Source organism: Nitratireductor arenosus, assembly GCF_009742725.1.
Lineage (GTDB): Bacteria > Pseudomonadota > Alphaproteobacteria > Rhizobiales > Rhizobiaceae > Mangrovimarina > Mangrovimarina arenosa.
Map to the genome: position 1 here is coordinate 1,006,208 of NZ_WPHG01000002.1, position 10,711 is coordinate 1,016,918.

Below are 10,711 nucleotides of genomic sequence, written 5' to 3' on the forward strand. Positions count from 1 at the left end.
CGCAAGGCAGACCGGCCAGCCCGCCCCGGACTTGAACCCGGGTCGCGCCTCCTGGCGCGGAAAGCCAAGGGCGCGAATGCGCCCGCCGGCGTTTCAGGCCGGACAAAAAACCGGGAGCCCCGCGCCATGAGCTCGGCCATGGGAAAAATCCGCGCCGGCATGGGCGGCTGGACGTTCGAGCCCTGGGAGGGCACGTTTTATCCCGAAAAGCTCGCCAGGAAGCGCCAGCTCGAATACGCCGCGCGCCAGGTGCCGACGATCGAGGTCAACGGCACCTATTATTCGAGCTTCAAGGAGCCGACCTTTTTGAAATGGGCGGCCGAGACGCCCGACGATTTCGTCCTGTCGCTGAAGGGCAACCGCTTCATCACCAATCGCCGGGTGCTGGCCGAGGCGGGCGAGTCGCTGGCGCGGTTCCTGGGCTCCGGCGTCGCCGCGCTCGGCCCGAAGCTCGGGCCGCTTTTGTGGCAGTTCGCGCCGACCAAAAAATTCGACCCGGAAGATTTCGCGGCGTTTCTGGCCCTGCTGCCGGCAACCCATGACGGGGTCGCGCTGCGCCACGCGATCGAGCTGCGCCATGCGAGCTTCGCCGTGCCGGAGCTGGTCGCGCTGGCGCACCGCCACAAGGTGGCGATCGTTTTCGCCGACCACGCCAAATATCCGGCGATCGCCGACGTCACCGGCGACTTCGTCTATGCAAGGCTGCAGACCGGCGCCGACGACAATCCGCACTGCTATCCCGACGCCGCGCTCGACGGCTGGGCCGCACGCGCCAAAATCTGGGCCGCCGGCGGCGTGCCGGACGATTTGCCGCGCGCCGACCCATCCTTCGCGCCGGAGAAGAAACCGCGCGACGTGTTCGTCTATTTCATCACCGAGGGGAAGCTGCGGGCGCCGTTCGGCGCCGGGGCGCTGATGGCGCGTGTCGACGGCCAAAAATGAGGCGCAGCGGCCGGCCGGCGGCCATGGCCGTCAAAGCAGCACCAGCACCAGTGCGATCAGGGCCAGAAGGCCGCCGAGCACGGCCTCGCCCGGTCGCACCGGCCGGGCCGGGCTCCTGCGATAGGCGCGGCGGTCGTCTTTGGACGGCATTGGCGCATAGGTCACGACAGGCACTCCTGGCTGGGGCCCGCAAGCCCTGTTCCACCCCGTCCCGATCTCATCCCCGGCCAGGCCTCAGCTTCTGCATCGACCCGCCAGCCGGCCCGGCGCGCGCCTCCCGCAGCCGGTCTCGATCAGATGGGATGCGCCGTCACGGCATTCAAGCGCGCCTGGCGCCGCGGCCGGACACATGCCTTCAACAGCTGGTTACCGTCCGTGTCCTGTCGCTCAGAACGCGCGTGGCGGCACGAACAGGCAGATCGTCTTGCCGTCATTCTTGCCGGCGACCGAACACCAGTGAAAATCGCCGTCCGGCGAATGGCGCACCCTTGTGTCGGCATAACCGACCACCTCGCCGGTGGTGGCGATCACGTAACCGTCCGGGCGCTCGCTGACCGCCTTGGTCGGCACCATGCGGCAGTCGAAACCCGAACAGCAGGCGAAGGGGTATTTCCAGCCCTCAGGCTGGGCTGCCGTCGGCAGCGCGTCATGGGCCAAGGCGGAGACGACGCCGGCGAGAAACAGCCAACCGGCCACGAGCGGAGGTTTTCCTGCAAAGAACATCGCGGTTCTCCAAGGTTTCCTCCCGGTAAAAATCATCCGCCCGATTCGGTTAACGCACCGTTAACCATTACTGCCCGTCTCAGGCCGTGTCCCATTGCGGCGAGAAGGCGTAGTCGCACAGGCGCTCGCCGGCCCGCCCGAGGGCGGAGATGGCCGCCATCTCGGCGTCCGACAGGGCAAAATCGAACACGGCTAGATTTTCCGCCAGCCTGTCCCGGCGCGTGGTGCGCGGGATCGCGGCCACGCCCGGCTGCTGGACATGCCAGCGCAGCACGATCTGGGCCGGGGTGCGGGCGTGGCGGTCGGCGGCCCGCCGGATCGCCGGTTCGTCCAACAGCGCACCGCCGCGATGCAGCGGGCAATAGGAAATCATCGCCATGCCCGCCTCCCGGCACGCCGCCAGCACCTTGTCCTGCGCCAGTTTCGGGTGATGTTCGACCTGGTTGGCGACCAGCGGATGGGCGCTCGCGGCGAGCGCCCGGCGCAGCAGGCCGGTCGGAAAGTTCGACACTCCGATATGGCGCGCCATGCCGGCCTCGCGGACGGCGTTGAGCGCGCGCATGCTGTGCTCAACGGGTACGGCCGGGTTGGGCCAGTGGATCAGCAGCAGATCGACCTGGTCGAGGCCGAGCCGGCGCAGGCTCGCCTCGGCCGAACGCTCCAGGTCGCCGGGCGCGATGTCGGTGTACCAGACCTTCGTCGTCACGAAGATTTCTGCGCGCGGCAGGCCCGCGGCGCGTAGCCCCGCCCCTACATCGGCCTCGTTTTCATACATGGCAGCGGTGTCGAGATGGCGGTACCCGAGTTCGAGCGCATGCTCGACCATATCGGCGCAGGCGCCTCCCCTGAGCGTCCAGGTACCGAGCCCGATCGCCGGGATCGACGCGCCGTTGACCTCGACATGTTCCACCATCGCGGCATTATCCCGTATGGCGGTCCGCCTGTCACCGCTCCAAAGCGTCGCGGATCGCCGAACAATCGCCCGGACGGGCCGGCAGGCGCCAATGGCGTCCGACTTCAGGTCTCGGTTGTGGCGCGCACGGCACGCGGCGTCATCGTCGGGTTCGGACTGATATTCGGCTCGGTGATGCGCCAGGCCAATCCGAGCGCGCCAAGCAGGCGGATGATCAGATAGGTGCCGTCGACCTCCCACCAGCGATGGCCATGGCGTGCCGAGCGCGGATCGGCGTGATGGTTGTTGTGCCAGCCTTCGCCCAACGCGATCAGCCCGAACACGACATTGTTGCGGCTGTGCTCGCCGGTCTCGTAATTGCGGTAACCCCAAATATGGGTGATCGAGTTGATCGCCCAGGAATTATGCCAATAAAGCACGGTGCGCACGAACACGCCCCAGACCAGCAGGCTGAGCGCGAAGCGAAGCGCCTGCGAAACCGTACCGCCGGCGAGCAGCTCGACCAAAAAACCGACAATCAGGAAGACGACCATCTGCGCGCCGATGATGCCGAGATAGTAGTTTTGGCTTTCCAGCCGGCGGTAAAAGGGATCGCGCAGGACGTCCTTGGCGTAACGCGCATAGATTTCGTAGCGCGACATGTCCGGCGACTTGACCAGCAGCCAGCCGATATGGGCCCACAGGAAACTGCGGATCGGTGAATGCGGGTCGGGTTCGTCGTCGGAGTGTTCATGATGCTTGCGGTGCACGGCGACCCAATGGGCGGGCGTGTCCTGGAACGAGCATACCGCAAGCACGGCGAAACAGCGCTCGAGCCATTTCGGGCACTGGAAACCCTTGTGAGTCAGGCAACGATGATAGAAAAGTTGAATGCCGAGCGTGCCGAAGACGACCGTGCCCGCCATGCAGATGACGACCGAGCGCCAGTCGAAAAAATAGGGAATGAAGGCGAGCAGGGCGACGAGATGAAAGGATCCGATGCTGACGATGTTGAGCCAGTTGAGTTCGTAGGGCACCCGGACGCTTCGTCCGCTCCTCGGCGAGCCTGCTTGCATGATGACTGCCCCCCTTCCCCGACGCGACGCCGGGACAGATTTCAGCACTGCCCGTTTGATGTCAACCTGACCGCATGGCGCCGACCGGCAGAGCTTGGCATGGCTTGGCCCGAAAAGCCCGGTCTTTATATTTATCAACAGCAGGCTTGATGACGCAGACCCCAACCAGCACCCGCATCGTCCTGATCGATGTCCTGCGCGGCGCGGCGCTGGTGGCGATGGCGATCTATCATTTCACTTGGGATCTGGAGTTTTTCGGCTATGCCGAGCCCGGCCTGACGGCGGTGGGCGGATGGAAGTTCTTTGCCCGGTCGATCGCCTCGTCCTTCCTGGCCCTGGCAGGCTTCAGCCTGGTTCTGGCCCACAGCCGCGAAATCCGCTGGCCGTCCTTCGCACGCCGGCTGGCCAAGGTCGGCGCCGCCGCCGCCGCAATCAGCATCGCAACCTATCTGGCCATGCCGGAGACCTTCATCTTTTTCGGAATCCTGCATCAGATCGCCGTCGCCAGCGTGCTCGGCCTGGCCTTTCTGCGCGCGCCATGGTTCGTGACCGCGATCGCGGCCGCGCTGGTGATCGCCGCGCCAAGCCTGCTCAGGACCCCGCTTCTCGATCATCCGGCCTGGTGGTGGACCGGTCTGTCCGAGACCCTGCCGCGCTCCAACGACTACGTACCGGTCTTTCCCTGGTTCGGCGCCGGCCTGGCCGGCATGGCGCTGGCACAGCTCGGCCGGAGCACCGGCGCGCTCGCGCGTCTCGCCGCCATCGCGATGCCGCGCTGGAGCCGCATGCTTTCGCTTGCCGGGCGCTACAGCCTGTCGGTCTATCTGCTCCACCAGCCGGTGCTGATCGCAGGCGTCTTCCTGTTTTCGCAGCTTTTTCCGGCCGCGTCCGAAACCGCCGAGGTTCGGTTTCGACTGGCCTGCGAGACACGATGCGGGCAAGATCGCGGCGAAGCGTTTTGCGCGGCCTATTGTCTGTGCATGCTGGATGCGGTCGAGCGCAACGGGTTCCTCGATCCGCTGATGGCCGGTCGGGCCGACGCGGTCATGGAGCAGGCGGTCGCGGCGATGGCTGGAACCTGCACGGCCGACATACAGTCCAATTCAGGCGGGGAGTGATTTGAGATGAGCGAACTGGACACCAGACCGAACCGGTTTCCATGGCCGCCGATCATCTATCTCGCGGCGATCGGCGCCAGCCTGGTGCTGGCCTGGCTGCTGCCGCTGCCGTGGATCGGGCCGCCGCTGTCCGACATTCTTTTCGCCGTCGGCGCGGTCGCCCTGGTCGGGGTGGTACTGATCGATGTGTCGGCGATGCGCACGCTCGCCCGGGCCAAGACGACGATCATGCCGCATCGCGGCAGCGACCATCTCGTCACCAGCGGCCCATTCGCCTTCACGCGCAACCCGATCTATCTCGCCAACACCTTGCTGATGATCGGCGTCGGGCTGATGGCCGGCATTGTGTGGTTTCTGGGGCTTGCCGTGATCGCCGCCTTCCTGACGCAGAAACTGGCGATCGAACGCGAGGAACGGCATCTTACCGCCCGTTTCGGCAAGAAATATCGCGACTACGCCAAAAAGGTGCGGCGCTGGGTTTGACCGGCTAACGCCGACCGCAGCCTCAGGTCGTCACGCCGAGCTCGACAAGCCGTTCCAGGCACGATTCCTCGGCCTGATCGAGTTCGGCCAGCGTCTCCTCCAGGTCCCGGCGTTTTTGCCGCAGATCGCCGCGTTTTTCCTCGATCCGCGCCAGCATCATCTTCAACTGGCCGACCTCACCAGGCGGCTCCTTGTACATCTGGATGATCTGGCGGATTTCGCTGATCGAGAAACCGAGCCGTTTGCCGCGCATGATCTGCCGGACCAGGATCCGGTCGGAGGGACGAAAAAGTCGGGTACGCCCGCGGCGCAGCGGGTGAATCAGCCCTTCATCCTCGTAAAAACGCAAGGTTCGCGTCGAAATCCCGAACTCACGAGTCAGTTCCGTGATCGTGTAATAGTCGCGCATTCAGTCGTCCCGCCGTCGATTCCTTGGATTGGGATGTGACACGGCGTTTACGTAAAAGTCAATTATTCGCCCTGTCCAGGTTTGCTCACGTGACGAGGAACCGGGCGCGCAGCCGCGCTTACGGTGCGAAAGGAGTGGCGCAAACGTCGCTTTCTTTGACCTGCATCAACGTTCGCTCCGCTCCAGGCGCTAGGATTTGTTCATGGAGGACGATGCGATGACGAGGCACCCAGTACTTCAAACCCTGTCCGACGCTTTTCGTGGATGGCGGCGGCGGCGGCTGGCGATGGCGGAGCTGCGCGACCTTACCGCACGCCATCCCGACGCGCTGGCCCGCACGGCCGGCGAATGCGGACTGTCGACGCGCGAACTCAAGCAGGTGGTGGCGAGAGGCACCGGGTCCGACGCGCTGATGCACCGCATGATGACGGTCTACGGGCTCGACGCGGAGCTTCTGGCGCATGACAGTCCGGAGCTGATGCGCGACATCGAACTCGCCTGTTCGCTATGCAGCGCCAAGAGACGCTGCGCCAGCACGCTCAAGCGCACGACCGCGCGTGCCGAAGCGGGCGGCTTCTGCCCCAATGCCGACCAGTTCGCCGAGCTCAGCCTGGCCGATACGCGGTAAGACCGGGTGCGGCGGACACGGCCCGCAGCACGCAGACGAACGGCTCCGCACGAAGGTGGTCGTGCGGGCGGCCCTGAACCTATCCGATCCCGAACCACAATGTTGCCAGGCCGAGAAAAGCGAAGAAGCCGACAACGTCGGTGACCATGGTGACGAAGACGGCGGAAGCGATCGCCGGATCGGCGCCGAACTTGTCGAGCAGCAGCGGGATGAGGATGCCGGCCAGCGCGGCGGCCAGCATATTGACGACCATGGCTGTGGCAATGACCCCGCCAAGGCCGGGATTCTGGAACCACAGCCCGGCGACAATCCCGATCAGCGTGGCGAAGATAACGCCGTTGATGATGCCGACCAGAGTTTCGCGGCGAATGATGCGGCCGGCATTGTAGATATCGAGGTCCTTGGTGGCGAGCGCGCGTACCGTCACCGTCATCGTCTGGGTGCCGGCATTCCCGCCCATCGAGGCGACGATCGGCATCAGGATGGCGAGCGCGACCATCTCCTCGATCGTCGCGTCGAACAGGCCGATGACGGAGGCCGACAGGAAGGCCGTCCCCAGATTGACCAGCAGCCAGGGCGCGCGCGAACGCGAGGTCGCCGCAACCGTATCGGACAGTTCCTCGTCGCCGACGCCGCCCATCCTCAGAAGATCCTCCTGAGCCTCCTGCTGGATGACGTCGACGACATCGTCGATGGTCAGAACGCCGACCAGGCGCTCGTTTTCGTCGACGACGGCGGCCGACAGAAGGTCGTACTGCTCGAATTCGCGCGCCGCCTCTTCCTGGTCCATCGTGGCCGGGATGGCGTGGCGCGTCTCATGCATGATGTCCTCGATCTTGACCGCGCGCTTGGTGCGCAGGATCTGGTCGAGATGGACTGCGCCGAGCAGTTTGAAGGTCGGATCGACGACGAAGATCTGCGAAAACTCGTCCGGCAGGTTCTGGTCATCACGCATGTAGTCGATGGTCTGGCCGACGGTCCAGAAGGGCGGCACGGCGACGAATTCCGTCTGCATGCGCCGGCCGGCGGTCTCTTCGGGATAGTCGAGCGAGCGGCGCAGCCGAATGCGCTCGGTGAACGGCAGTTTCGCCAGGATCTCGTCCTGGTCCTGCGCGTCGAGATCCTCGAGAATATAGACCGCGTCGTCCGAATCGAGTTCCTGCATCGCCGTGGCGATCCGCTCGTTCGGCAGGCCGTCGACGATCTCCATGCGGATGGCGTCGTCGACCTCCGTCAGCGCGGTGAAATCGAAATCGTCACCCAAAAGATCGACCAGCGCGCGGCGCTGTTCGGGCAGCAGCGCCTCGATCAGATCACCAAGCTCGGACTGGTGGAGACCGGCCACATCCTGTTTGAGCGTCAGGACATCGCGGTCGGCGATCGCCGCGCCGATATGGGCGAGAAAGGTCGGCCGGATAACACCGTCGTCGCTGTAGAGACCGGCCTCGACCGGTTCGCGCGCGTTTTCGCCGACGCTTTCGTTTTCAGGACCGGCCACCGAGCAACTCCGCAATCGTGTTTCTTGATGTCTGCCTTATCCGGGTCTCGCACGGGAATGTATGATTGCCGCGACACAAAGCGGCGATTTTGAAACCCTCGCGGCCGACGCTCTCCCAACCCACGACCTAGACCGTTTTACGGCCGGATGGAACCGGTCGCGTGCGTGACCGGTCAGTCGCGGATGCGCCGCAGGATGGTCAGGCTTTCCTCGCGGTCGAGCGCGTCGCGCACCACGTCGGGCACGCCGGCCCCGCCCTTGCCCGCCGCCTCGTCAAGCGCGACGTCGCGGATCGTCACGCTCAGCGTGTGGGTCACCTGCCGGGCCGCTCCGAAGGAAATGTCGGCGCCGAGCAGGCTCAGGCCTGGGGTGGCGACGGCGATGGCCGGCCGGGCGCGCCCGTCCTGGGTGAGCTGGAAGGCGACATCGTAGGAATAGGCGGCCGGCGTTTCGCGCACATTGATCAGCGCCACCGTGGTCTGCAGGATCCATTCCTTCAGGCCGAGACCGCCGGCGATGCGCGCGGGCGGATTGGCGATCTCGCCCGAGCATGCCAGTTCGGTGAACGGGTAATAGACCGACACGGTGGTGTCGACCGTGTTGACATGACGCCGGTTCGCCCCGACGCCGAGGCCGGCGGTGCCGTTGGTGATCGGAATGACGAAATTGGCGTTGCCGCCGCCATCGACGATCTTGACCAGCTTGAGCCCGGCGGTCGCCTTGGCGTATTGGCGGCCGACGGTGATGCCGGCCTCGCGCAGCCGTGCGGCCAGGCGCGGCTCGGCCTTGACCAACACCAGCGCCTCGCACAGCTCCTGCTCGACCGTGTAGAACAGCGATTCGACTTTGACATAATCATCGTCGGTGAAATCGGGCAGGCTCGCGCAGCCCGTCACCGCGATGGCAAAAAAACCTTGAAGCAGCACCCCGCGCCATGCCAACCGCATGCGCCCCTCCCCAGCCCCTTGCACCTGATCGACAGCTATTTCAGCCGCCGGACCGGCAAAGAGCAAGGTGAATTGCCGCGCCGGGCGACGGGTGGGCTCGAAAGTTGGGGATGGTGCCGAAAATCGGATGGTGCGGTCGAGAAGAACCGCAAAAGCAGGAAAAGACGTTTGTTTTCAACACAAATGGTCCCGCACTACCTCTTCTTAGGGGCGTTACAAATCAATAGGTTACGATAAAGTGTCCCACGCGGCATCCACAGAAAACGGCAAATGTGGAGAAGCCGATGACATCGAAATACGTCAAACAGCAGGCCTCGCACCATGACCGAAACCCTCGCCCCTGTCGAATGCGCCTCTTGCGGCTGGACCGGCAAGCGCAAGACGGGGAAGATTGTGGAGTGCCCGAAATGCGGGGCGATTGCGACGTTTCAGATAAAGGATTGAACGATGTGCAGCGTGTTTCTGATTGACGGAAAATACTGCGAGACAGGAGCGGACCTGATTGCTGCATTCGGCGAGGAAACCGCCCGCTGGCTCAATCGTCTCTACGAGCACGAAGGTGAAACCTTCAGGCGCCGAAACGACGATGGCGTTCTTGAGCCTTTTTCGATCTCAGCGGATGATATAGCGCGAACCTGCCTATGTCATGTCGACCACGAAAGGCTTGAAAGGCTAATCGGCGGCCCGTGGGAGTATGATCCGGGAAAAAGTGCCCACATAATCATCAGGGACAAGCGCTCGTAGCTCAGATGGATAGAGCAGCGGATTCCGAGTCCGCAGGCCGCAGGTTCGAGCCCTGCCACTCCGACCAGACAAAACAAGTACTTGCGTGCGCCTGCCGTTTGCCACCCCACAGATATCCCCACAGTTTCCAACTGATCATCGCCCTTTAGCTTTCCCATAGGCGTTGCCATTCGGATTTTCCGGCCACCCCTCCCTTAGCGTCGCCGGCGAGTAGATCAGCCCCACATCCTTGCTACCGCAGCGGCCGCATTTGAGCCGCCGCAGCAAGTCGTCCTTCATCGCCGGCGCGTCTGGACCGAGCTTGTCGCGCAGCAGGGTGAGATCGATCGCGGCGTGGTGATGGCATTTGGCGTTGTGGCAATAGACGCGCACGGTCATGCGCTCGTCGATCAGGCGTTGCGGCGTCCAAACCATCGCGCTCTCCTCACCCGCCGACCAGATCACGCCATGTGACCCGCTTGACGTGATAGATCCTGTCCAGCCTGCGGATCGTCATCGTCGCGCGCTGCGCGGCCGTCGGCAATTCCATGCTGATGCGCATCGACCACTTCTCGCCGCACTTCTCGCACCGCATCTTTCGCGCCACGTCGTCGACCTCGATGTCGCCGAACACGCGCGCCAGGTCCGACGGCACGAAAAACCGCTCCACGCGGCAGCGCCGGCATTCGATGCGCAAAAGCGAGCCGTTCGCATGCGCGCTCGACAGGAGATAGGCGTGTTTGTGTTTTGGCCAATAGGGTTCCGGCATGAGAACGAAATAGGAACAAATCCCTTGCCGACGCAAGAGGCCCGTGGCAGGCTGTCGGTCAAAAGGAGATGATCATGCGTCTCGTTTTGCATGTCGACGGTGCCAGCGAACTGGAGTTGCGCCGGGGTTTGAAAGCCGCCGAGGCGGTATTCGAAAGGGCCGGGGTCAGCGCTGAACGCGCGGCCGAGGGCATGTTCGCACTGGAAGGCTGGGACATACAGAGCTTCCCCGAAAATTCCTTGAGCGATGAGGACGGCCGCGCCGCGTCCGCATGGATCGACGCCACCAACGCGGCGGTCGAGGCGTGCATTCGCAATCGGGGGCGTGAACAGGCGCCATCGTCCTGGCGCCTGGCCTTCGAGGACTGACGACTGGATCGCGGGTAGTGTCTCAGTTTGAAAACCTACGGCGCATGGCGGGGCCGGTAGTCCGTAGAGTCTATGCAGGCATCATAAAACGTCTGATCCATCTTACACCACGTGGTCTTATCGATTCCGCGTCCC

Annotated in this window: 15 protein-coding genes; 6 read left to right on the forward strand and 9 right to left on the reverse strand. The window is 64.2% G+C overall.

Going from position 1 to position 10,711, the window contains the following annotated elements:
- Positions 1–126 precede the first annotated feature (126 nt).
- Positions 127–942, forward strand: coding sequence for a DUF72 domain-containing protein (locus tag GN330_RS11885; protein WP_246188624.1), 816 nt, complete (start codon positions 127–129; stop codon positions 940–942).
- A 30-nt stretch (positions 943–972) separates the two neighbouring features.
- Here GN330_RS11885 and GN330_RS23985 read toward each other — a convergent pair whose 3' ends face one another.
- The 4 genes from GN330_RS23985 to GN330_RS11900 all read right to left on the reverse strand — a co-directional run bounded on the left by GN330_RS23985 (position 973) and on the right by GN330_RS11900 (position 3,594).
- On the reverse strand, positions 973–1,107 hold the full coding sequence (locus tag GN330_RS23985; RefSeq protein WP_281349396.1) for a hypothetical protein: 135 nt from the start codon (positions 1,105–1,107) through the stop codon (positions 973–975).
- A 222-nt stretch (positions 1,108–1,329) separates the two neighbouring features.
- Positions 1,330–1,638 (reverse strand): hypothetical protein, encoded by a 309-nt coding sequence (locus GN330_RS11890; RefSeq protein WP_343040601.1) that lies wholly within the window; start codon positions 1,636–1,638, stop codon positions 1,330–1,332.
- Positions 1,639–1,744: 106 nt separating this feature from the next.
- On the reverse strand, positions 1,745–2,575 hold the full coding sequence (locus GN330_RS11895) for an aldo/keto reductase (protein WP_343040602.1): 831 nt from the start codon (positions 2,573–2,575) through the stop codon (positions 1,745–1,747).
- A gap of 107 nt (positions 2,576–2,682) precedes the next feature.
- Positions 2,683–3,594 (reverse strand): acyl-CoA desaturase, encoded by a 912-nt coding sequence (locus GN330_RS11900; RefSeq protein WP_343040584.1) that lies wholly within the window; start codon positions 3,592–3,594, stop codon positions 2,683–2,685.
- 188 nt (positions 3,595–3,782) lie between these two features.
- Here GN330_RS11900 and GN330_RS11905 point away from each other — a divergent pair, with 188 nt between their 5' ends.
- On the forward strand, positions 3,783–4,751 hold the full coding sequence (locus GN330_RS11905; protein ID WP_156712848.1) for a heparan-alpha-glucosaminide N-acetyltransferase: 969 nt from the start codon (positions 3,783–3,785) through the stop codon (positions 4,749–4,751).
- 6 nt (positions 4,752–4,757) lie between these two features.
- Positions 4,758–5,234: a methyltransferase family protein gene (locus GN330_RS11910; RefSeq protein WP_156712849.1), complete on the forward strand. Its 477-nt coding sequence runs from the start codon at positions 4,758–4,760 to the stop codon at positions 5,232–5,234.
- Positions 5,235–5,256: 22 nt separating this feature from the next.
- Here GN330_RS11910 and GN330_RS11915 read toward each other — a convergent pair whose 3' ends face one another.
- On the reverse strand, positions 5,257–5,643 hold the full coding sequence (locus GN330_RS11915) for a MerR family transcriptional regulator (RefSeq protein WP_156712850.1): 387 nt from the start codon (positions 5,641–5,643) through the stop codon (positions 5,257–5,259).
- A gap of 217 nt (positions 5,644–5,860) precedes the next feature.
- Between GN330_RS11915 and GN330_RS11920 the strand changes: the two genes are divergently transcribed.
- Positions 5,861–6,271 carry a DUF6455 family protein gene (locus tag GN330_RS11920; protein ID WP_156712851.1) on the forward strand — a complete coding sequence of 137 codons (411 nt, stop codon included), beginning with the start codon at positions 5,861–5,863 and terminating at the stop codon, positions 6,269–6,271.
- A gap of 79 nt (positions 6,272–6,350) precedes the next feature.
- On the opposite strand, the gene mgtE is transcribed toward GN330_RS11920, so the two are convergent.
- Together mgtE and GN330_RS11930 are read right to left on the reverse strand one after the other, a co-directional pair.
- Positions 6,351–7,769: a magnesium transporter gene (mgtE, locus tag GN330_RS11925; protein WP_343040586.1), complete on the reverse strand. Its 1,419-nt coding sequence runs from the start codon at positions 7,767–7,769 to the stop codon at positions 6,351–6,353.
- A 173-nt stretch (positions 7,770–7,942) separates the two neighbouring features.
- A complete protein-coding gene (locus tag GN330_RS11930) occupies positions 7,943–8,716 on the reverse strand; it encodes a hypothetical protein (RefSeq protein ID WP_156712853.1) in 774 nt (257 codons plus the stop codon).
- 447 nt (positions 8,717–9,163) lie between these two features.
- Here GN330_RS11930 and GN330_RS11935 point away from each other — a divergent pair, with 447 nt between their 5' ends.
- A complete protein-coding gene (locus tag GN330_RS11935; RefSeq protein ID WP_156712854.1) occupies positions 9,164–9,460 on the forward strand; it encodes a hypothetical protein in 297 nt (98 codons plus the stop codon).
- A 135-nt stretch (positions 9,461–9,595) separates the two neighbouring features.
- Here the strand turns inward: GN330_RS11935 and GN330_RS11940 are convergent, their stop codons facing one another.
- Together GN330_RS11940 and GN330_RS11945 are read right to left on the reverse strand one after the other, a co-directional pair.
- Positions 9,596–9,874, reverse strand: a complete 279-nt coding sequence (locus GN330_RS11940) for a hypothetical protein (protein WP_197435130.1) — start codon at positions 9,872–9,874, stop codon at positions 9,596–9,598.
- 10 nt (positions 9,875–9,884) lie between these two features.
- The gene (locus tag GN330_RS11945) at positions 9,885–10,208 is read right to left on the reverse strand and encodes a hypothetical protein (RefSeq protein ID WP_156712855.1); all 324 of its coding nucleotides are present in this window, start codon (positions 10,206–10,208) and stop codon (positions 9,885–9,887) included.
- 74 nt (positions 10,209–10,282) lie between these two features.
- Here GN330_RS11945 and GN330_RS11950 point away from each other — a divergent pair, with 74 nt between their 5' ends.
- Positions 10,283–10,576: a hypothetical protein gene (locus GN330_RS11950; protein ID WP_156712856.1), complete on the forward strand. Its 294-nt coding sequence runs from the start codon at positions 10,283–10,285 to the stop codon at positions 10,574–10,576.
- Positions 10,577–10,711 lie beyond the last annotated feature (135 nt).